The sequence below is a fragment of the Pseudomonas sp. S3_E10 genome, from assembly GCF_054667615.1.
Window position 1 is genome coordinate 2,909,558 of record NZ_CP162743.1, and the last position, 21,032, is coordinate 2,930,589.

The following is a 21,032-nucleotide window of genomic DNA, read 5'->3' on the forward strand; positions in this document are numbered from 1 at the left end:
ATTACTGATCCCCTGCAGGCTTCGGCGCGCTGGCAAGTGCCTGAAGCAGTGCCGGGTCCTTGATCGCCTTCATGATGATTTCTTCAGCGCCGGTCTTGCCGTCCATGTAGGTCAGCAGGTTGGCCAGCTGGGTGCGGGCTTCGAGCAACTGGTTCAGCGAGTCGACCTTGCGGGCCACGGCGGCCGGGCTGAAGTCGTCCATGCTCTCGAAGGTCATGTCCAGGCTCAGGTTGCCTTCGCCGGTCAGCTCGTTGGGTACGTGGAACGCCACGCGCGGCTGCATGGCCTTGAGGCGCGAGTCGAAGTTGTCGACGTCCACTTCAAGGAACTTGCGGTCGGCCACTGGGGCCAGCGGCTCGGCAGGCTTGCCGGCGAGGTCGGCCATCACACCCATCACGAAGGGCAGCTGGACCTTTTTCTCGGCGCCGTAAAGCTCGACGTCGTACTCGATCTGCACTCGAGGCGCGCGGTTGCGCGCGATGAATTTCTGAGAACTTTGCTTCGCCACGTTGCTGCTCCTGGTCGCTTGAGCGACGGTGTTGTTACTGCAAAGCCTGGCGACTTACTCGTCGTCCGGGCCACGCAGGTTTTCAAATTGGGACATGCCATCGGGAATCAGATTGCGCACGATCGCCGCAAAATCGGCGTGCACCAGATTTTTCGCGCGGTTCAACAACACCGGCAGCGGGCTCGAAGGCTCGTGCCGGGTGTAATACGCAAGGATCTTGTCGAGGCTGCGCAACACGTCATCGCGGCTGGCGATGTCGCCGACCGGGCGTGGTGCGGCAGGGGCGGCGAAGTCGACCGAGGGGGCATTGTCGTCACTGACGGCCTCGGGCTCGCTGCTGCTGTCGGTGCCTGGCACCGCTTGATTGAGAATTTGCAGGGCCTGCTTGAGCGGTTGCTTCAACAGGCTCAGGTCCACGCCCTGGGCCGAACCGACCTGGTCGTTGACCTGTTGTTCGATGGCTTCACAGGCCGAACGCGCGGCGCTCAAGGCGTCGCGGGTGGCCTGCAGGAGTTCGGGATCGCTGTCGAGGAACGCGGCATTCAACTGCTGCGCACCCAGTTGTTCGTCCGGGAAACTCATCAGGCCGCTGGCATTCAGGGCTGCGCGCAGGCTTACCGGGCCGAAGGTGCGCGAGCGCGTGAGGATACTTTCGCGCAACAGGCGAATGGTCGCGTCGCTGGTCAAGCCGGCCAGGGCGTTGATACGCACGGTAGGGTCGTTGTCGTCGTCCGCATCCAGGCGCGGGTGCAACTCGGCCCAGTATTCACGCAGGAGCGCATCGATCAACGTCAGGACTTCAGCCAGCCCGGCCACACCCTGGAGGGCGAGGGAGCTTTGCAGCAGGAAATGAGTGATGCGCAGGTCTTTGCTGCGCTGCAACAAGTCGAGGCTTTGCTGCTGGATGCTGCGCCATTCAGGCGGTTCAGCGGGCAGAACGGCGTCGCCCATGCTGCGCTCGGGTTGGCCCTTGGCATCACGCTCAAGCTGGAGAAATTGCGCGTCATACTCCATGTCTTCGCCACAAGGCGAAGTCGCGGAAACGGCGGTGAGCAGCAACGGCACATCCACTGAAATCGATCTCCCTATCAGCCCGTTAGATGACGGGCAATGCATGCATTAGTTGCGCGGTGAACTTTGCATGTTTTCTTGGTCATATAAGCACAGTGCTATTAATGTGCCATCATTGGTATTCAAGAAGTTGTGCATTTTTGGTGTAGTACTTATGCCTTGTCAAGGTAAGCTATTCGCCCTCTGTGACAGATGTGCGGTGCTTAACAACCTGCACGACCAACGGGTCGAACGGCGTACCGGGACAGGATTTTTGTCATAGAGCCCAGTTAAGATCAGCGATCATGCTGGCATCAGCAGGTTGGGGACGGCCGATTGCACGTCCTGATGGGGATTTCTCGGGGAGCGCCGTCCCGGGAATCGACCGCGCGCGAAGTAATCAGCAAGGAGGCAAGATGTCGCTGTGTTTGACTATTACTAGTTATCACAAGATTACCCCAGGGCAGTGCGCCGAAAAGTCCATGAACCAGGGCTCGATGGCGATCGGCCGCAGCTCGGATAATGACTGGGTATTGCCTGACCCAGAGCGCCTGGTGTCTTCCCAACATTGCGTTATTCAATACAAAGATGGCCGTTATTACTTAACCGATAACAGTACAAACGGTGTGGAGTTGGTCAGCGCCGGTATTCGCATGCGCCGGGGTAACAGCGAGCCGCTGCAAGACGGTGAGCTGATCCGCATCGGCGACTACGAGATCCAGGCGCGTATCGACTTCAACGTGCAAGCCGTTGATAGCCAACCGTTTGCCGGTGATTCGCCGAACAGCTTTGAAGCGCTGATGGGCGCCGTGGCCAGCCCGCCGACGCCCGCGCCAATGCCCACCCCGGTGATCGCGCCGCAGTTTCAGGGCGCCTCCTCCATGGACACCCTGCCGGACCTGTTCGACTTCCTCAGCCCCACCGCCGTGCCGCCGCCGACCGTGCCGGATCATGTGCCGTCCCAGCAACACGACTTCCGTGCGCCGACCCCGGTGGTTGTACCGGTGGCCGAGCCTGTGGTTGAAGCGCCGGTGGCCTCCGGTTCAGTGATCCCTGAAGACTGGGACCTGTTCGGCGACGCGCCCGCGCCCGCGCCGGTGGTGAGCGCTGCGCCGCTACCCACGCCGCCGCTGCCCTCACCACCGCCGCCGCCACCTGCAGCGGTGATCCCGCCGTCGCCCGTGGTCGAGCCTGTGCGCCCGGTGGCCGACAGCCAACAACCCGATCTGTTGCAAGCCTTCCTGCGCGGCGCCGGCCTGGACCAATTACGTCTGGACACTGCCCAGGCGCAAGCGCAGATGGAAAACATCGGTCGCAGCTATCGGCTGATGGTCGAAGGCCTGATCGATGTATTGCGTGCCCGCGCCAGTCTCAAGGGCGAGTTCCGTATGCAGCAGACGATGATCCAGCCGGCGGAAAACAATCCGTTGAAATTCGCACCGAATGCCGACGAAGCGTTACTGCTGCTCCTGCGCCACGGCAACCAAGCGTTTATGGCACCGGATATCGCCGTGCGCGACAGTTTCGATGACCTGCGTGCCCATCAACTGGCGGTGATGGCCGGGGTGGAGGCCGCGATCAAGCACCTGCTGGCGCGCTTCGAACCGGCGCAGTTGGAAGAACGCATGGGCAAGCCGGCCGGGCTGTCGAGTCTCTTCAACGGTTCGCGCCAGGCCCAGTACTGGCAGCAGTTCACCGAGCTCTATAGCAATATTTCCCGCGAGGCCCAGGAAGATTTCCAGGACCTGTTCGGCCGCGAATTCAGTCGGGCCTACGAAGAACACAGCGCACGACAGCGTCGCTGAACGCGGCGCGGCAACGGTTTCAACGGATAGCTAAGTACGTCATTGAGGACGCAGGATGATTCCCAGGTTTTTACTCGCAGTCGCCACCGCGCTGCTGCTGACGGCGTGCGCCAAGGAGGCCGCCAAGCCCGACGCCGCCGTCGAGGCAGAAGTGGACACCGCCGCCGTCGAGCTGCATTTCCACGCCATTTCCGGGCTTAACCCCGGCGCCAATGGCCAGGCCGCCCCGGTGCGCGTGCGCATTTTCGAACTGAAAAACGCCGCCACCTTTGGCCGCTCCGACTACTTCGCCCTGGCCGACCGTGCGCAATCGACCCTCGGCCTGGACCTGCTCGACCAGGATGAAGTGATGGTGCAACCCGGCCAACAATTGAGCATTCAGCGCGACCTTGACCCGTCCACGCGCCAGATCGGCTTGCTGGTGGGGTACCGCGAGTTGGACCGCGCGCAATGGCGCACCGTGATCAACGTGCCGCCGCGTCAATACACCGAATACCAGATCAGCCTTGATGTGCGTGCCGTGCGCGCCGACGTCGTGGTTACCCCATCCAGCCCTGCCCAATAAGAAGCAATCGGAGCCCCCATGTCTTGGAACAATCGCGTGGTCTGGTCGGAAGGCATGTTCATCGGAACGCAGCACTTCCAGCAGCATGACCGTTACCTGGAAAACCTGATCGACGCCCGCAGCCGCCCGTTGTCCGCAGGCAGCTGGGGCTTTTCCGAATTGCTGATCGACCAGGGCCTGCTGGCCCAGGGCAAGCTGGCGATCGTCTCGGCCCGTGGCCTGTTGCCCGACGGCACGCCGTTCAATATTCCCCAGGACGACCTGGCGCCGAGCCCGTTGAACGTCGACGACAACCTGCGCGACGGCCTGGTGTACCTGGCCCTGCCGCTCAAGCGCGCCGGCGCGCGCGACACGGTGGACGAAGGCGAAGCCCTGGAAGCCGCACGTTACGTGAGCCAGGTGCGTGAAGTGCGCGACGACAACGCACCGTTCGAAAACCGCGCGCCGGTGGCCGTAGGCTCGCGGGCGTTGCGCCTGCTGACTGCCCAGGATGGCATCAGCGACTACGCCGCCGTCGGCCTGGTACGCATCAAGGAAAAACGCGCCGACCGCGCCCTGGTGCTCGACGACACCTACATTCCACCCGTATTGGACGTGGCCGCGAGCAAACCGCTGAGCGCGTTTCGCAGCGAGCTGCTGGGCCTGTTGCATCAGCGCGGCGAAGCCCTGGCTGGCCGTGTAGTCGCCTCGGGTGCCGGCGGCGCTTCGGAGATCGCTGACTTCATGCTGCTGCAACTGGTCAACCGCGCCCAGCCGTTGATCCGGCATTTCAGCCAGTTGAGCCCGCTGCACCCAGAGCGCTTCTTCAGTGAACTGGTGAGCCTGGCGGGGGAGTTCTCGACGTTTTCCACCTCGGGCCGTCGGCCCCAGGAATACCCGCAGTACCAGCATGACGACCTGGCGTTGAGTTTCGCCCCGGTGATGGCGGCGTTGCGCGAGGCGCTGTCGATGTTGATCGACAGCAAGGCCACGCCTATTCCCATCGTGGAAAAAGCCTATGGCATCCACGTGGCGATGCTGGCGGACAAGACCCTGCTCGACAACGCCAGTTTCATCCTGGTGGTGCGTGCCGATGTGCCCGGCGAAACCCTGCGCGGGCGCTTCGGCCAGCAGAGCAAGGTCGGCGCGGTGGAGCACATCCGCGACATGGTCAACCTGCAGCTGCCGGGCATCGGCCTGGTGCCGTTGCCGGTGGCGCCGCGCCAATTGCCGTACCACGCGGGCAGCACCTACTACGAACTGGACCGGGGCAGCGAGCACTGGCAACAGTTGAGCAACTCCGGTGGTTTTGCCTTCCATATCGCCGGGCAGTTCCCGGGCTTGAACCTGGCCTTCTGGGCGATCCGAGGATAATCCGCGATGCATCCCAATGATGACGACCGCACCCAGTTCATGCCGCGTCCGGGTGGCCGCGCGCCGGAACCTGCGCGTGCTGAACCCGCGCCTTTGTCGATGCCGGCCGCGCCGATGCTCACCGGCAAAAGCCAAGGCCTCAACCCGCTGGAAAGCGCCGCGGGGCCGCTGTTGGCCTTGCTGACGCGCTTGCGCAACACCATCGCCCACCCGGCGCCGGCCAGCCTGCGCGCGCAGTTGCTGGCGTACCTGCGCCAGTTCGAAGAGCGCGCCGAAGCCGCCGGCGTGGCGCGTAACGAAGTGCTGTTGGCGCGTTACGCGCTGTGCACCGCCCTGGATGAGGCGGTGTTGAGCACGCCCTGGGGCAGCACCAGCGAGTGGGGCAAGCAAAGCCTTTTGATCACCGTGCACAACGAAGCCTGGGGCGGCGAAAAAGTCTTCCAACTGCTCGACCACTGCCTGCAAAGCCCACGGGAACGCCTGTATTTGCTGGAGCTGTTGTACCTGTGCATGTGCCTGGGTTTCGAAGGCCGCTACCGCGTGATGAACGACGGACGCAGCCAGTTGGAAGCCCTGCGCGAGCGCACGGCGGCGGCGATTCGCAGCGCCCGTGGCGAGCACGAGCGCGAGCTGTCGCCGCACTGGCGCGGCGTGACCGTGGCGCGGGACCGCCTGGCGCAATTCATGCCGCCGTGGATCGCCGTGGCCATCGGCCTGGCGCTGCTGCTGGCGTTGCTGTTCGTGCTGCGCATGTTGCTGGCGGCGCAGGCGGAACCGGTGTTCAAGAATATCCATGCCCTGGGCGAGATCCCGGTGCAGGCCATCGACCGTCCGGTGGCGCAGCCCAAAGTCATCGAGCGGCCGCGTCTGGCGGGCTTCCTGGCGGAAGACATCAAGGCCGGGCGCGTGGCGGTGGAAGACAAGGTCGACCGCTCCGTGGTGACCATTCGTGGCGATGAGCTGTTCGCGTCCGCCAGCTCCAGCATCGTCGATGACTACCAGCCGCTGATGCTGCGCATCGCCGACGCCGTGCGCAAGGTCAAGGGCCAGGTGCGCGTCACCGGCCACAGCGACAACCGCCCGATTGCCACGCTGCGCTTCCCGTCCAACTGGGCGTTGTCCGAAGCGCGGGCCAAGTCGGTGCTGGAAATCCTGGCGGCCAAGACCGGCCAGGCGGATCGCTTCAGTGCCGAGGGCAGAAGCGACACCGAGCCGCTGGCCACCAACAGCACAGCCGAAGGCCGTGCCCGCAATCGTCGGGTTGAAATCACCGTATTGGCGGAGGGCGTCGAGTGAAGGCGTTTTTCAGTTTCATGATTCGCTGGGTGATCCCGGTGCTGGGCCTGATCGCCCTGAGCCTGATCATCTGGTTTGTCGGGCCGTTGCTCGACGTGCTGGTGCCAGAAGGGCGCCGTTGGGCGCTGATCATCCTGGTGTTCGGGGTGTGGATCGCCTATCGCGTGTTCCGCATCGTCCAGGCCCGTCGCCAGGCTGCCGAAGTCATGCGCAGCCTCGCGGCGCAAACACCGGTCGACCCCAACAGTGTGGCCACCGCCGAAGAGCTGTCGACCCTGCGCGAGCGCATGGACGAAGCCCTCGCGCTGTTGAAAAAAGCCAAGCTCGGCGGTGATGAGCGGCGCAACCTCTATGAACTGCCGTGGTACGTGATCATCGGGCCGCCGGGCTCGGGCAAGACCACCGCGCTGGTCAATTCCGGCCTGCATTTTCCGTTGGCCGCGCAGTTGGGCGCCGGTGCGGTGCGCGGCGTCGGTGGTACGCGCAACTGCGATTGGTGGTTTACCGACCAGGCCGTCCTGCTCGACACCGCTGGCCGCTACACCACCCAGGACAGCAACTCCAAGGTGGATAAAGCCGCGTGGCTGGGCTTTCTCGACCTGCTGAAAAAGCAGCGCTCGCGTCGCCCCATCGACGGCGCATTCATTGCGATCAGCCTGTCGGATTTGCTGCTCGGTACCGACGCCGAGCGCGCCGCCCACGCCGCTGCGATTCGCCTGCGTATCCAGGAGCTGTACACCCAACTGGGCGTGCGCTTCCCCATCTACCTGATGCTGACCAAGCTCGACCTGGTGCCGGGCTTCATGGAGTTCTTCGACAACCTGAGCAAGGAAGACCGCGCCCAGGTGTGGGGCATGACGTTTGCCCTGGACGACGGCAAGAACAGCGACAGCCCGCTGGCCCATTTGCAAAGTGAGTTCGCCGGCCTCGAACAGCGCCTCAACGAACGCTTGGTGGAGCGCCTGCAACAGGAACGCGACCCGGCGCGGCGCGACCTGATCTACGGCTTCCCACAGCAGTTCGGCGCGTTGAAGGATTGCCTGCAAAGCTTCCTCGAAGGCGTGTTCAAACCCAACGCCTTCGAAGAGCGTGCGTTGCTGCGCGGTGTGTATTTCACCAGCGGCACCCAGGAAGGCAGCCCGATTGACCGCCTGATCGGCGCCATGGCCCAGAGCATGAACCTGGACCGCCAGCACCTGGCGCGCCAGAGCGGCACCGGGCGCAGTTACTTCATCGAAAAACTGTTTACCGCCGTGGCATTTGCCGAGCGTGGGCTAGTGGGGGTGAACCCGAAGGTCGAACGGCGGCGCAAGTGGATCGCCCGCGGCGTACTCGCGGCGACGGTGGCGACCGTGGTGGTGGTCAGTGGCTTGTGGTGGGTGAGTTATCGCGCCAACCAGGCCTATATCACCCAGGTCGACCAGAAGGTCGCGCCGCTGGGCCAGACCGTACAGAACCTGAGCCCGGCACAGCGCGAAGTGCTGGCCGTGCTGCCGTTGCTCAACGCGGTGAAAAACCTTGCGGGTGACTCGCCCAACTGGTCAGAGGGCCTGGGCTTGTATCAGGGCGACATGCTCGAAGCCGAGTCCGCCAGCGTCTACCGCAAGCTGCTGATCGCGGTGTTTGCGCCACGCCTGGTGACGCGCATCGAAGAACAACTGCACGGCGGCGGCAACTCGGACTTTCTTTACGAAGGCCTCAAGGCCTACCTGATGCTGGCCGACAGCGAGCATTACGACCCGGACTTCATCAAAGCCTGGATCGCGCTCGACTGGGACCGCAACTTGCCGCGCGACTTGCCGGCCGATCAGCGCCAGGCGTTGACCGGGCACTTGCAGGCGTTGTTCGAGCGCCACCCACCGAATGCGCGCCTCGACCCACGTTTGATCGACGATCTGCGCCGCCAACTGCAACAATTGCCGGTGGCCCAGCGTGTCTACGACCGGGTCAAGCGCCAGAAGCTGCTCGAGGGTATCCCGGACTTTCGCATCAACGAAGCCGCCGGTCGCGACGCCGCGCTGGTGTTCAGCCGCAAGAGCGGCAAGCCGTTGGGCGAGCCGTTGAGCGGGTTTTTCACCGCCAAGGGCTATCGCCAGGCGTTCCTGCTCAGCAGCCTGAACCAGACCGGCACCCTCGCTGAAGAGCAATGGGTGCTCGGCCGTGAGCAGGCCGATCAACAGAACGTGGTGAGCCTGGCCGCCGATGTGCGGCGCCTGTACTTCCAGGATTACCAGCGTCAGTGGGACGCGCTGCTCGCCGACATCGACTTTGTGCCCATCACCAGCGTGGCTCAGGCGGCTGACGTGCTGCGGGTGATTTCCGGGCCGAGCTCACCGCTGAAAAAACTGCTGGTGGCGGTGGCCAAGGAAACCGACCTGCAAGCCGAAGAGCGCCAACTGGCGGCCAAAGGTGTGCCGGTGGAAGGCGGTGTGGACAAGCTCAAGGAGCGCCTTGGCAGCCTGCTCGGCCAGGAACAACCCACCGCCAATGCCCCGCAGGCGGCGGATGATCCGGTGACTGCGCACTTTGCCGAGCTCAACAGCATCGTCAGCAAGAACGAAGGCGAACCGGCGGCCATCGATGGCCTGCTGTCGGACATGAATGCGCTGTATGTACAGGTCAGCGCCATGGTCGGCGCCAGCGGCGACGCCTTGCTCGGCGAGGCCAAGAACCAGGCGTCGGCCGCCGCCACGCGGGTCAGCCTGAATGCCGAGCGCCAGCCGCCATTGGTACAGGGTATGGTCAAGTCGGTGGTCAATTCCACCACCAACAGCATGATGGGCGGCGTGCGTAACCAACTGAACGCGGCCTGGGTCAGCGAAGTGGTCAACGTGTACCGCCAGTCGTTGGCGGGGCGTTACCCGATGTCGCCGGGCAGCACCCGCGACGCCACCCTGGATGACTTCGGCCAGTTCTTCGGCGTGGGCGGGGTGATGGACAACTACTTCCGCAAATACCTGCAACCTTACGTGGACACCTCCGCGCCGACCTGGCGCTGGCAGCCGGGCGCCGCGCAGAAGCTGGGGATTGCGCCGGGTGTGCTGCAAACCTTCCAGCGTGCCGCGACTATTCGCGATGCGTTCTTCAGGTCGGGGGGCACTCAGCCTATCGTGCGTTTCGAGCTCAAGCCGGTGTCGATGGACCCGACCATTACCCAGTTCCTGCTTGACCTCGACGGCCAGCAACTGAGCTACGACCACGGCCCGAGCCGCCCGGTAGCGATGCAATGGCCGAACCCCGGCAGCATTGGCGTGGTGCGTATTTCCATCATGCCGCCGTCGGCCAGTGGCCGTTCCGGCGTGACCCTGGATGGCCCGTGGGCGTGGTTCCGCCTGCTGGAGCAATCGGACCTCACCGCTGGCAACTCGCCGGACCGCTTCAACCTGCGTTTGCGGGTCGATGGCGCGAGCATCGCCTACGAGTTGCGCGCCAACAGCGCCTTCAACCCGTTCAAGAGTCGCGTGATCAGTGGCTTCAGCCTGCCGGAGCGGCTATGACGAGCCTGGGTTTCTACGGCAAGCTGGCCAGTCGCGGGGACTTTGTCAGCCGCGCCTTGCCCCAGAGTTTTATCGGCCCGTGGGACAGCTGGCTCGCGGCGGGCTTGCTCGCCAGCCAGAACAGCCTGGGCGGTGATTGGCTCAATGTGTACCTGGTCAGCCCGTTGTGGCGCTTTGTACTGGCGCCGGGCGTATGCGGGCCGGACGCGGCGACCGGCGTGGTGATGCCGAGCATCGACCGGGTGGGGCGCTATTTCCCGCTGGCGGTGGTGGCTTTGCTCGATCACAACAACAACCCCGCCTCCCTGGTGGGCGGGTCGGACGCGTGGTTCGAGCGGGCTGAAGAGTTGCTGCTCAGCACCCTGGACGCCGGCGCGACATTTGAAGGTTTCAACGACGGCCTCGACCGCCTCGGCGCGCCGACGGCTGAGCCGCGTGCGGTCGACAGCCGTTTCGCCAGCCTGCAACGCATGGCCGCCACCGAGCCCCATGGGCGCATGGCCGCGCTCGCCGAGCAGGCCTGCGAAGGCGCAAGCCTCTGGTGGGGCCGTGGCTCGCAACGTATTTCCCCTGGTTTATTGCGGTGTCAGGGCTTGCCCGCCGCCAGCGATTTTGCGCAGTTTTTGCTCGGACAAGAAGGTGTGGTGTAGATGGGGGCGACGTACAAATCCGCAAGCAAAAGCCATGTAGGCATGGTGCGCCAAGTCAACGAAGACGCGTGCCTGGACCTGCCGGAAAACCGCCTGTGGGTGGTGGCCGACGGCATGGGCGGGCATGCGGCGGGGGACTACGTCAGCAGCCTGATCGTCGACAGCCTGCGCAGCGTGCCGATGGGTCGCTCCCTCGACGAATACTCGGCGGCCTTGCGCAATGACCTGATCCGCATCAACGCTGCCGTGCGCGAAGAAACCGCCAACCGTGGCGTGACCATGATGGGCAGCACCGTGGTGGCGCTGGCCGCCCGTGGCTTGCGCGGCGTGTGTTTGTGGGCCGGTGACAGTCGCTTGTATCGCCTGCGCGACGGCGTGCTGGAGGGCATTTCCCGCGACCACAGTTATGTGCAGGACTTGCAGGACAGCGGCCTGCTCAGCGAAGCCGATGCCCGCACACACCCGCGCGCCAATATCGTCACCCGCGCCGTGGGCGTGGAAGCCCAGCTTGAGGTGGCGGTGCTCGATCTGCTGATCGCCCCCGGTGACAGTTACCTGCTGTGCAGCGATGGCCTGAACAAGACCGTCGAAGATCATGAAATCCGCGACGTGCTCAGCCACGACGCCCCGGATGAAATCGTGCGCAGCCTGGTACACCTGGGGCTTAATCGCGGCGCACCGGACAACATCACCGCCATCGTCGTGAAGGTATCGGTATGAATATCGTGATTCCGGGCTACGACATCGAAGGCGAGATCGGCGAAGGCGCGATGGCCAGCGTATACCTGGCAACCCAGCGCTCGCTGGAGCGCAAGGTGGCGTTGAAGGTGATGGCGGCGGCGCTGGCGGCCGACCCGACGTTCTGCGAGCGCTTCCTGCGCGAAGGCAAAACCCTGGCGCGCCTGTCGCACCCGCACACGGTGACCATCCATGACATCGGCAATGTCGGTGAGCTGTATTACATGGCCATGGAATACCTGCCCAACGGCACGCTCAAGGAACGCATCGCCGCCGGCATGACGCCGGAGCAGGGCGTGACCTTGATTCGCCAGATTGCCTCGGCGCTGGGTTATGCGCATGCCCAGGGCTTGGTGCACCGCGACGTCAAGCCGGCGAACATTCTGTTTCGCGCCGACGGCACGGCGGTGTTGTCGGACTTTGGCATTGCCAAGTCCCTGGATGACCGCACCCAGTTCACCCAGGCCGGTTTTGCCGTGGGCACGCCGAGCTACATGAGCCCGGAACAGGCGCGGGGCCAGGAGATCGATGGCCGCGCCGACCTGTATGCGCTGGGCGTGGTGTTGTACGAAATCCTCGTCGGCAAGCTGCCGTACAGCGGCACCGATGCGCTGTCTACCGCGCTGGCGCACCTGACCGAGCCATTGCCGGAATTGCCGGTGCACCACGGCCGGTATCAGGGCGTGCTGCGCAAGCTGCTGGCCAAGGACCCGGCCGAACGGTTCCCGGATGCGGCGGCATTGCTGCTGGCGCTGGAGCAACTGCCGGCGGATTCGCCGGAAGCCACGCTGGTGCGGCCGCTGCCTATTCCGATGAATTTTGATTTGGCGGGGATCACGCCGCAGTCCATCGAGATCCCCACCGCCAAACCCCAGCCGCAGCCGGAGCGCCAACCGGTGGTGACGCCGACGCAGCACAAGGCTGTGTCCGAACAGCGCCGTGGGCCGGTGTTGGCACTGGCGGCGGTAGCCGTGGCGGTGGCGCTGGCGATTGGCGGCGCGAGTTACTGGTGGTTGAGCGGTAGTGACGAACCGGCAAAACCGCCTGCAGCCGTTGTACCGGCAGCCACGCCGCCGGCCATGCCCCCCGCAGCGGTGGCCGAGGTGGATGGCGGCCAGCGCCCGCTGTTGATGGCCGGTAAAAAGACCCTGTTCCAACGTGTGCTGAGCAAGCCCGGCGCCAAGCTTTCCAGCGAGGCCGGCAGTGCGCCCGGCAAAGCGCTGCCGGCGTTCTCCGTGCTCTACGTGTACCAACGCAAAGACCTCGACGGCCAGCCGTGGGTGCGCGTCGGCGCCGCCACCGATGGGCGCAGCGACGGTTGGTTGCCGGCCGCCCAGGTCAGCGACTGGAAGCAGAGCCTGGTGCTCAAGTTCACCGAGCGCTCGGGGCGTGCGCCGGTGATGTTCCTGCGCCAACCGGGGGAAGTGGAAAAACTGCTCGCCGACCCCGCCGCCGCCAAAGGTGTGCTGGCCAAAGCGCAGAAGCACAGCGACGACAACGGCCAGGTCCTGGCCCTGGAACCGGCTGCCAGCGCGGTGCCGCAGAACCAGTTTTACCTGTTGCCGATCTTCGACTCCAAAGAGAGCTTCGACGAAAACGGCCAGCCGGTGCAGTTGCTCAATATCGCCTCCATCGACCCCGGCAGCAGCGCGGTGGCCAAGCCGGCCACGCCGGTCATCAATGCCAATGCCGACGCCTTCCGCACCGCCGTGGTGCTGGTGGTGGATACCACCGTGTCGATGCAGCCCTACATCGACCAGATCCGCGATGTGGTACACGAACTGCAAACCCGTATCGCCGAGCGCGGCGAACTCGATAGCGTCAGCTTCGGCATGGTCGGCTTTCGCAACAGCACCCAGAAAACCCCCGGCCTGGAATACGTGGCCAAGACCCTGATCACTTTGGATCAGGGCCGCGACCCGCAGCGTTTCCTCGACATGGCGCGCCAGGTCAAAGCCTCCAGCGTGTCCAGCCATTCGTTCAACGAAGACGCGTTTGCCGGGGTGATGCAGGCGGTGGATGGCATGGACTGGTCCGGCTATGGCGGGCGCATCATCCTGCTGGTCACCGATGCCGGTGCGCTGCGCAAGAACGACCCGTTTGCCGCCACCCAGATGAACGAGGCCGAAGTGCGTCAGGCCGCGTTGGGCAAGCAGATCAAGATCTACGCCCTGCACCTGCGCACCGATGCCGGCAAGAAAACCCACGCCGGCGCCGAGAGCCAGTACCGCGTGCTCACCGCCGACGCCAACCCGCGGATCGGCGACCTGTACACGCCGGTACCGGGTGGCGATGTGCGCAAGTTGGGCGAGCGTGTCGACGAGATCGGCACCGTCTTCGCCAACTTGGTGCATCAGGTGCGCAGCGATACGCCGCAGCCGGTGCCGTTGCTGAGTGCCGCGCCAAGCCTGGCGGACAAAACCGCGGCGGTCGGGTATGCCATGCACATGGACTTCCTTGGCCGCAAGACCGCGAGCCAGGCGCCGCAACTGGTCAGCGCCTGGACCGCCGATCGCGACCTGACCAACCCGGCGCTGCCGGCGTTCCAGGTGTGTGTGATGCTGACCAAATTGCAGCTCAACGACTTGCAGCAGTCGCTGAAGCTGATCGTCGACGCGGCGCGCAAGACCCAGACCTCGCCCAAGGATTTCTTCCAGGAAATCGCCAGCGCCTCGGCCTACATGAGCCGCGACCCGCAAGCCTTGCGCAAGGGCGGCAACCTGGCCGACGGCGGCATCCTTGGTGAATACCTGGAAGGCCTGCCGTACCGCAGCAAGTCGCTGAACATGACCCAGGATTTGTGGTTGTCGTTGAGCGTGGCCGAGCAGGAAGACTTTATCGACGAGTTGGATTCGAAGATCCGCCTCTACGAAACCTTCCACAATGACGTGGCCAACTGGGTCCGTTTTGGCGATGCCGAGCCGGGCGATGCGTTGTACCGCGTGCCGTTGTCGACGCTGCCGTAATGCTGAACCTGAGCGCGGTGCACAAGAGCCGGGGCGTCGGTAGCCAGCGTTATAGCCTGGTGATCCCGGCGCTGACGCTGCGTGCGGGCGAGCAAGTAGCGATTGTCGGGCCCAGCGGTTGCGGCAAAAGCACCTTGCTGGATTTGCTCGCGCTGGTGCTGGCGCCGGATCAGGTGGGCGGCTTCGAATTCAATCGGCAGGACATCGCTGGCTTGTGGCGCGCCGATCAGCAGTCCGTACTCGCCGCATTGCGCCGCCAACACCTGGGCTATGTCCTGCAAACCGGCGGGCTGCTGGGGTTTCTCGATGTGCGCGGCAATATCGCTTTGTCCCGCCAACTGCTGGGCTTGAAGGACGATGGCAGCGTGACGCGTCTGGCCGAACAGCTGGAAATCAGCGACCAGTTGGCCAAGAAACCCTCGGCACTGTCGGTGGGGCAACGCCAGCGCGTGAGCTGCGCGCGTGCCCTGGCCCACGCACCGCAACTGGTGCTGGCGGATGAGCCCACCGCGTCCCTCGACCCGCTGAATGCCGAACGTGTGATGCATGCACTGTTGGCCCAGGCCCGCGAACACCGCGCCGCCTGTGTGATCGCCACCCATGACGAACCCCTGGCCCGCGCCAGTGGCTTGCAGGTGCGGCGCATCAGTTGCCGTCGCGACGCCGACGGCGGCGTCACCGCCACCCTTGGGGAGGCGTGCTGATGCGTATCCCTTTGGTGGCGTCGCTGGCCTGGCAGGATTACCGCAACGATGCCTGGCTGTCGGCCTGTTCGGTGCTGGCGCTGGTGGCGGTGATCGCGCCATTGTTGGTGTTATTCGGCTTGAAATTTGGACTGGTTAGCAGTTTGACCGAACGATTGCAGACCGATCCGGCTACCCGTGAAATTATTCCGCTGGGCGGTGGTCGATTCAGCAGCACATTTATCGCGCAGCTGGGCCAACGCCCTGATGTGGCGTTTGCGCTGCCGCGCACGCGGCAGATCGCGGCGACGGCGCAGGTGGGAACGCTGACCCTGGAGATGCTGCCGACGGCGCCGGGTGATCCCTTGCTGGGCGATCTGGCGATGCCCAAGGGCCTGGACCAGATCGTGCTGAGCCACACCGCCGCCGAAAAGCTGGCGGCACGGCCTGGCGACATGTTGGAAACCCGCTTCGCGCGTCAGGTGGCTGGGCGTGTCGAGGAACAGCGCACGCGGGTGCGGGTGGTGGCGGTGTTGCCGTTGGAAGCCTTTGCCCGAGACGCTTTGTTCGCTGACCTGGGCTTGCTGGAAGCGGCGGAAGATTATCGCGATGGGCGCGCCGTAGCGGCGTTGGGATGGGCGGGGGAAGAGGTGGCCGTGGGCGAGCAGCGCGTGTATCCGGCGTTTCGCCTGTATGCGCGCAGCCTCACTGATGTGGAGACGCTGCGCGTGTTTTTCGCCGGGCAGAACCTGTTGGTGTCGACCCAGGCGAACACCATTGCCCAGGTGCAGTCGTTGAGCCGCAACCTGTCGGTCGTATTCTGGATCATCGCCGGGTTGGCGTTGGCGGGCGCTTTTGCGGCGATCTTCGCCGGGGCCCTGGCCGCTGTGGCGCGCAAGCGTCGGGAATTGTCGGTGTTGCGCCTGTTGGGATTTCCCACCGGTGGGCTACTGTTGTTCGTGGTGCTGCAGGCGCTCTATAGCGCAGGCTTTGCCGCCGTGTTCAGCGCCGGGCTCTATGGCCTGGCCGAGGCGGGGTTGAATACATTATTCGTGCAGGTGCCGGGCGAACACGCCAGTCACCTGCTGGCGCGCCACTACGGCCTGGCCCTGATTGCAGTCCTCGGCGTCAGTGCCGTGGCGGCAGCTTGCGGCGGTTGGCGAGTGGCGCGTATCCAGGCTTGCGAAGGAATCAGAGATGTATAAGTTACTGGGCGCCGCCGTGGCGCTGAGCCTGGCCTCGCTGGCCTGGGCGGATGAAGCAAGCGATAAACTGGACAACCCCAAACCGTTGCCGGACGACGTCAGCCTGCCGCTGCCGTGCGACGGCAATATGGTGTTCCGCTACGCCTACGTGCTGGCCCAGGGCACCCTGGATGACCGTGAGATCAGCCTCGGTTACCCCTTTGCCGAAGGCGAGGCGGGGTATCAGCAGTCGTTTATTTCCGGCTATCGCCGCGATTTCATCAACGGCCAGTTCACCCTCAAGGACTTGCCCAGGGACTGGAACAAAGTCATCGCGCCGCTGATGCCGAAGACCGACGCCAAGACCCCGCTCAAGCCCATGCTGTATTTCATCGGCAAGTACGAAGTTACCGCGCGCCAGTACGCCCAGGTGATGGCCCAGGCGCAGTCCCTGGCCAGTGGCGAGCCGGCCCCGGCCTGCGAGGCGCCCACCGGCATGGCCGGGCGTTTGCCCAAGGTGAAGCTGTCGCGCTTTGAGGCCGAGCGCTTCTCGGCGGTGTACAGCGCCTGGCTGATGAAATACCACCGTGAGTTGCTGCCGGTGAGCGGGCGCGGGACGTCGGCCGAAGACGGCGGCCTGGGGTTTGTGCGCCTGCCTACCGAGGTGGAATGGGAGTTCGCGGCACGCGGTGGCCAGGCGGTGAGCCGTCAGGACCTGGAAGGGCGGTTGTTCCCGCGCCGCGCCGAAGGCAGTGACAGCGACGGCCCGCTGGGCGATTACGCGGTGTTCAACCAGGTCGCCGGCGGCACAGGTCAGGCCGCGCGCTTGATGCCCATCGGCACCAAACTGCCCAACCCGATCGGCATGTTCGATGTGATCGGCAACGCGGCGGAAATGGTCCAGGAATCTTTCCAACTGGTACACGCCGGGCGCCGCCAGGGCACCTATGGCGGCTTCGTGGTCAAGGGCGGCAATTACCTGGAGGGCGAGGGCACGCTGTTTACCGGCATGCGCCGCGAATACCCATTGTTCGCCGCCGACGGCACCGAACAAAGCAACGAAACCACCGGTTTTCGCGTGGCGATTGGCGCGCTGTCCGCGCCGCGCTCGCGCTACAAGGAGCTGTTCGCGCAGTGGCAAAAGGAAGGGCGCCTGGCGTCGCTGACCGACGCCATCGACGACGCCCAGGACCCCACCAAGCGCCTGGACAGCATCATCGCCGCCAGCGCCGACCCCAAGCTGCAAGCCGAACTGGGCCTGGTCAACGAAGAGCTCAAGCGCAACGTTTCGCTGATCGCCCAGCAACGCGAAGAGGCGGCCGGCAACCTGATTCAGTCTTCCGCGCTGGTGGCCGAGACCATCAGCAACTACAACATTCGCCTGGCCAACCTGCAGAAGAGCCGCCAGCAGGCCGTGGACAACAAGGACCAGGCCAGCGCGCAGTTGTTTGATATGGCCATTGCCAACGGGCGCAGCGCCCTCGACGGCGCGGTCGCGATTTACATCGACAACCTGGCCACCGGCACGCGCTACACCGATGCGGTGATCCAGGCACAGTTTCAACGGATCAAGGAAGAGTTGGATCGCAAGCCCGTGCTCGGTAAGAGCCTGGTCACGCGCGCGACACTATTCGTCAGCCATGTCGGCAATTACCGCAAACAACAGCGGGCCGACCCGGCGACGATCTTGAAGGAATTGCTCGCAGCGAGCGGTCAGCGGTCTTGACCGTTGGTTGCAGCGAGCTTGGAAGGGACTCAGGCGGCGGTTGCCGTGCTGGGCAAGTCAAACTTAGAAGAGAACACAACTTATGCTTTTTTCCCGTAAGGCGGTTTCCAAGCGTCATTTGCTGCTGATCGCGGCCGGCTTCAGCACGGTGCTGACCGGTTGTGCGACATCGCCGGCCTCCAAGGTCGCGTCCAGCACAAAAGTCGAGTACTACCCCAACTGCTACGAGCCGGTACAGCACCTGCGTGCCACCGATTCGAACATGACCAAGTCGGTTGTCACTGGCGCGGCCATCGGCGCTGCCGGCGGTGCCTTGCTGGGCGCCCTGACCGGCGACAAGGAAAAGCGCGGTCGTAACGCCGCGATCGGCGCAGCCGGTGGTGCCCTGGCCGGCGGCGCGGCGGGTTACTACACCGAGCGTCAGAAGCAGATCGCCGATGACAACCAGCGCATCGCCTCCTATGCCGCTGACGTGAACAAAAGCGCTTCCGATATCGATCGCAGCACGGCGTATGCCAAGGCGTCCCAGCAGTGCTACCAGAGCGCGTTCACCAAGCTGGTCTCGGACCGCAAGGCCAAGACGGTCAACGACACCGAAGGCCGCAAGCGCCTGGCGGAAATCGTCGCGGGCCTGAAGGAATCCAATGACCTGATCGTTGCGGTCAATGGCAAGGCTGCCGAAGACCTGAACAACTACACCCAGGCCTACGAGAAAGACCTGCAACAGGTCGGCGTGCAGCGTGCCGACGTGGTCACCGTGGCCAAGGCCGATGTAACGCCTGTCGTGCCGCCGGCCAACAAGAAGAAAGGCACCGGTACCAAGCCGCCGAAGAAGCCGCCGCTTCCAACCGTCCCTACCGAAGCGGTCTCCACCGAGAAAACCTTCCAGACCGCCCAGAACAAGCAGGATGAAAGCAAGAAAGTCGCCAGCGCCGGTAAGGCACAGATCGAAGGCACCTGCCGCGATCCAAACCTGGCCGACTGGGCGCCGGTGCCTTGCCCTAACGTTTGAGTAAGATGTTGCTATAAGCGTTAAACGCCAGCCGATCTGCGCCTAAAGCGCTAGATCGGTGGCGTTCTGCTTGCAATTGGTTACACTGCTGCGGCCACTTAATAATGACACCGAGGCCGCGTGCATGAAATTTCGTCTTCTCTTGTGGGTGCTGGGCCTGATGATGGGCAAAGCCAGCCGCACCAATCCTGCCTTCCAGCAACAGTTGGGTGACAAAGACCTGGCGTTCCAGTTGCAGACCCTCGACGGCAAGGTTGCCCGTCACTTCATCGTCAAAGACCAGCGTATTACCAGCCGCTCAGGGGTTCACCCGGCGCCGGCGTTCGCGATTGCGTTCAAGGATGCGGCCTACGGCTTCGCCACGATGCAGGCGAAGAATAAGCAATTGGCGTTCATGACGGGGATTCAGGACAAGTCGATCCAGATCAAGGGCAACCCGGCGCTGGTGATCTGGTTCCAGGGGTTGACCAAGTATTTGCGGCCGAAGAAAAAGAAGAACTGAGGTTTTTCAATAAAACCGAGTTGCTCCCGATAGCGGCCTGACAGGTTATACATTCAGCCTTGGCTGAACTGAGAGGCCAGCTCTCGCAACAGCACTTCGGCGTCCAGCACCTTGGCGACCACTTCCTCAGCCTTTTCGCGGCTCAAGCCCAGACGCTCCAGCAACGCATCCGGGATGGTTTCATCCGGCCCGGATCCAATCCCGCGGCTGCGCAACAGGCGCACGGCCAGGCACACCAGGTTCGGGTATTCGGCGTATTGGCCGTCGTAGGTCGGGTCGTGCTGGAAGCGCAGGGCGGTGGACAGTTCATCCGGCATGTCCCAATAGCGCATCAGCCAGGCACCGATCTGTTCGCGGCTGATGCCCAGCAGGTGCTGTTCCACGTAGCTGTGGCACAGGTGCGGGTTGACCTCCAGATGGCGGCAGATCAGTGAGAAGTGCGGCGGAAACACGTGGGCCAGCAGCAGGTAACCGAAGTTGTGCAGCAGGCCGGCGAGGTAAGTCAGGCCGGCTTCCGGGCGCTGGGCGCGGGGCATGGCACGGGTCAGGCCTTCGATCACGGCGGCGGTGTAGATCGACTGGTGCCAGTACGGCGTGGCCTGGTGGGGGTGATCTTTGGGCAGGCTCAGGGTTTTGCCCAGGGCCAGGCCCAGCGCCAGGTTGATGACCAGGTCAAAGCCCAGCACGCGGACGATGGCGTCTTCCACCGAGCGGATCTTGCCCGGTGATGCGTAGTACGGGGACGCTGCCCAGCTCACCACTTGAGCCGCCAGCGCCGGGTCGGTTTCGACCACGCCGGTGATGTCGTCGATGGTCGCATTGGGGTCCACGCGCAGCTTGATGATCTTTTGCGCGGTGTCGGCCAGCGGCGGAATCTCGATAGTCGCTTCCAGGCGCTGCTGAATGCGGCGCGCGGTGAACGCCTGCATGGCCTGAGTGATTTCCTCGCGGTCATCGTTGGGGCGGTCGAGGTTGGGGCGGATATTGCTCAGCGGCTCGCCGAACTGCGCGGCGCTGGCCTTGGTGAGCATGGTTTTGAAGGCGTCACTGGCGATTTCCAGCAGTAACCCGGCTTCGCCAGAGTGCACCAGCAGACTCGGCTCGTTGAGCAGGCTGCCTTCGTACAGACATGGCGAACTGGTAAGTGCCGGCAACCCGGGCAGCAGGCTCAGCTCATGCTTGTCCAGCATGCGCCTGACGCGTTCCGGCGGCACCGCCGTGAGGCGGCGGCCGGTGAGTTCGGTGAGGCGGTTGAGGTCGAGCAACTGGTTTTGCGGAAACAGCACCATCAGTGCGCCCACCGCATCTTCCAGCAGCACCGCCTGGACCTTTCGTGCTGGATTCAGGCCCGGATGTTCGATGACTTCCGCGTAGGGGATGGCGAGTTTTGCGAGCAGAGCCCGAATGACCGGCGGGGCGGTCAGTGGGGCTGTGGCGAGAGCAACTTCTGACATGGCCTGATCCAAATTCGTACAGTCACCGAAGTATAACCAGCTT

General features: G+C 64.1%; 16 protein-coding genes. 13 read left to right on the top strand and 3 right to left on the bottom strand.

Features of this window, described 5'->3' with window-relative positions; translation table 11 throughout:
* Position 1: 1 nt before the first annotated feature.
* Both tssB and tssA read right to left on the bottom strand, forming a co-directional pair.
* A complete protein-coding gene (gene tssB, locus AB4N98_RS13115) occupies positions 2–508 on the bottom strand; it encodes a type VI secretion system contractile sheath small subunit (protein WP_017526785.1) in 507 nt (168 codons plus the stop codon).
* A gap of 54 nt (positions 509–562) precedes the next feature.
* Positions 563–1,579 (bottom strand): type VI secretion system protein TssA, encoded by a 1,017-nt coding sequence (gene tssA / locus AB4N98_RS13120; RefSeq protein ID WP_017526786.1) that lies wholly within the window; start codon positions 1,577–1,579, stop codon positions 563–565.
* Between the two features lie 395 nt (positions 1,580–1,974).
* Between tssA and tagH the strand changes: the two genes are divergently transcribed.
* The 13 genes from tagH (at position 1,975) to AB4N98_RS13185 (ending at position 19,535) form a co-directional block, all read left to right on the top strand.
* Entirely contained in the window at positions 1,975–3,363 is a 1,389-nt protein-coding gene (gene tagH / locus AB4N98_RS13125) for a type VI secretion system-associated FHA domain protein TagH (protein ID WP_460149502.1), read from the top strand.
* Positions 3,364–3,418: 55 nt separating this feature from the next.
* Complete coding sequence (gene tssJ, locus AB4N98_RS13130; RefSeq protein ID WP_017526788.1) at positions 3,419–3,928, top strand: type VI secretion system lipoprotein TssJ; 510 nt, start codon at positions 3,419–3,421, stop codon at positions 3,926–3,928.
* An 18-nt stretch (positions 3,929–3,946) separates the two neighbouring features.
* Complete coding sequence (tssK, locus tag AB4N98_RS13135; protein ID WP_017526789.1) at positions 3,947–5,281, top strand: type VI secretion system baseplate subunit TssK; 1,335 nt, start codon at positions 3,947–3,949, stop codon at positions 5,279–5,281.
* A gap of 6 nt (positions 5,282–5,287) precedes the next feature.
* Complete coding sequence (locus AB4N98_RS13140) at positions 5,288–6,577, top strand: DotU family type VI secretion system protein (protein ID WP_017526790.1); 1,290 nt, start codon at positions 5,288–5,290, stop codon at positions 6,575–6,577.
* Positions 6,574–10,074: a type VI secretion system membrane subunit TssM gene (gene tssM, locus AB4N98_RS13145; protein WP_460149504.1), complete on the top strand. Its 3,501-nt coding sequence runs from the start codon at positions 6,574–6,576 to the stop codon at positions 10,072–10,074. Before AB4N98_RS13140 ends, tssM begins: the two co-directional genes overlap by 4 nt.
* Entirely contained in the window at positions 10,071–10,724 is a 654-nt protein-coding gene (gene tagF, locus AB4N98_RS13150; protein WP_017526792.1) for a type VI secretion system-associated protein TagF, read from the top strand. The genes tssM and tagF overlap by 4 nt, the downstream gene beginning before the upstream one ends.
* Positions 10,725–11,444 carry a PP2C family protein-serine/threonine phosphatase gene (locus tag AB4N98_RS13155; protein WP_065879249.1) on the top strand — a complete coding sequence of 240 codons (720 nt, stop codon included), beginning with the start codon at positions 10,725–10,727 and terminating at the stop codon, positions 11,442–11,444. It abuts the gene before it with no gap.
* On the top strand, positions 11,441–14,428 hold the full coding sequence (locus AB4N98_RS13160) for a serine/threonine-protein kinase (RefSeq protein WP_460149505.1): 2,988 nt from the start codon (positions 11,441–11,443) through the stop codon (positions 14,426–14,428). Before AB4N98_RS13155 ends, AB4N98_RS13160 begins: the two co-directional genes overlap by 4 nt.
* Positions 14,428–15,132, top strand: a complete 705-nt coding sequence (locus AB4N98_RS13165; RefSeq protein WP_223494897.1) for an ABC transporter ATP-binding protein — start codon at positions 14,428–14,430, stop codon at positions 15,130–15,132. The genes AB4N98_RS13160 and AB4N98_RS13165 overlap by 1 nt, the downstream gene beginning before the upstream one ends.
* A complete protein-coding gene (locus tag AB4N98_RS13170) occupies positions 15,132–16,316 on the top strand; it encodes an ABC transporter permease family protein (RefSeq protein WP_017526796.1) in 1,185 nt (394 codons plus the stop codon). Before AB4N98_RS13165 ends, AB4N98_RS13170 begins: the two co-directional genes overlap by 1 nt.
* Positions 16,309–18,021, top strand: coding sequence for a formylglycine-generating enzyme family protein (locus AB4N98_RS13175; RefSeq protein WP_017526797.1), 1,713 nt, complete (start codon positions 16,309–16,311; stop codon positions 18,019–18,021). The genes AB4N98_RS13170 and AB4N98_RS13175 overlap by 8 nt, the downstream gene beginning before the upstream one ends.
* Before the next feature lie 82 nt (positions 18,022–18,103).
* Positions 18,104–19,033, top strand: coding sequence for a type VI secretion system-associated lipoprotein TagQ (tagQ, locus tag AB4N98_RS13180; protein ID WP_017526798.1), 930 nt, complete (start codon positions 18,104–18,106; stop codon positions 19,031–19,033).
* A 124-nt stretch (positions 19,034–19,157) separates the two neighbouring features.
* Positions 19,158–19,535: a hypothetical protein gene (locus tag AB4N98_RS13185; protein ID WP_017526799.1), complete on the top strand. Its 378-nt coding sequence runs from the start codon at positions 19,158–19,160 to the stop codon at positions 19,533–19,535.
* 53 nt (positions 19,536–19,588) lie between these two features.
* Here the strand turns inward: AB4N98_RS13185 and AB4N98_RS13190 are convergent, their stop codons facing one another.
* A complete protein-coding gene (locus AB4N98_RS13190) occupies positions 19,589–20,989 on the bottom strand; it encodes an aminoacyl-tRNA deacylase and HDOD domain-containing protein (protein WP_017526800.1) in 1,401 nt (466 codons plus the stop codon).
* Positions 20,990–21,032: the final 43 nt, after the last annotated feature.

Excerpts from the sequence above, each read along its gene's own strand:
- AB4N98_RS13170 (WP_017526796.1), top strand. The coding sequence starts at position 15,132 with ATGCGTATCCCTTTGGTGGCGTCGCTGGCCTGGCAGGATTACCGCAAC.
- AB4N98_RS13175 (WP_017526797.1), top strand. The coding sequence starts at position 16,309 with ATGTATAAGTTACTGGGCGCCGCCGTGGCGCTGAGCCTGGCCTCGCTG.
- AB4N98_RS13190 (WP_017526800.1), bottom strand. The coding sequence starts at position 20,989 with ATGTCAGAAGTTGCTCTCGCCACAGCCCCACTGACCGCCCCGCCGGTC.
- AB4N98_RS13185 (WP_017526799.1), top strand. The coding sequence starts at position 19,158 with ATGAAATTTCGTCTTCTCTTGTGGGTGCTGGGCCTGATGATGGGCAAA.
- tagH (WP_460149502.1), top strand. The coding sequence starts at position 1,975 with ATGTCGCTGTGTTTGACTATTACTAGTTATCACAAGATTACCCCAGGG.
- tagQ (WP_017526798.1), top strand. The coding sequence starts at position 18,104 with ATGCTTTTTTCCCGTAAGGCGGTTTCCAAGCGTCATTTGCTGCTGATC.
- tssK (WP_017526789.1), top strand. The coding sequence starts at position 3,947 with ATGTCTTGGAACAATCGCGTGGTCTGGTCGGAAGGCATGTTCATCGGA.
- tagF (WP_017526792.1), top strand. The coding sequence starts at position 10,071 with ATGACGAGCCTGGGTTTCTACGGCAAGCTGGCCAGTCGCGGGGACTTT.
- AB4N98_RS13160 (WP_460149505.1), top strand. The coding sequence starts at position 11,441 with ATGAATATCGTGATTCCGGGCTACGACATCGAAGGCGAGATCGGCGAA.
- AB4N98_RS13140 (WP_017526790.1), top strand. The coding sequence starts at position 5,288 with ATGCATCCCAATGATGACGACCGCACCCAGTTCATGCCGCGTCCGGGT.
- tssJ (WP_017526788.1), top strand. The coding sequence starts at position 3,419 with ATGATTCCCAGGTTTTTACTCGCAGTCGCCACCGCGCTGCTGCTGACG.
- AB4N98_RS13165 (WP_223494897.1), top strand. The coding sequence starts at position 14,428 with ATGCTGAACCTGAGCGCGGTGCACAAGAGCCGGGGCGTCGGTAGCCAG.
- AB4N98_RS13155 (WP_065879249.1), top strand. The coding sequence starts at position 10,725 with ATGGGGGCGACGTACAAATCCGCAAGCAAAAGCCATGTAGGCATGGTG.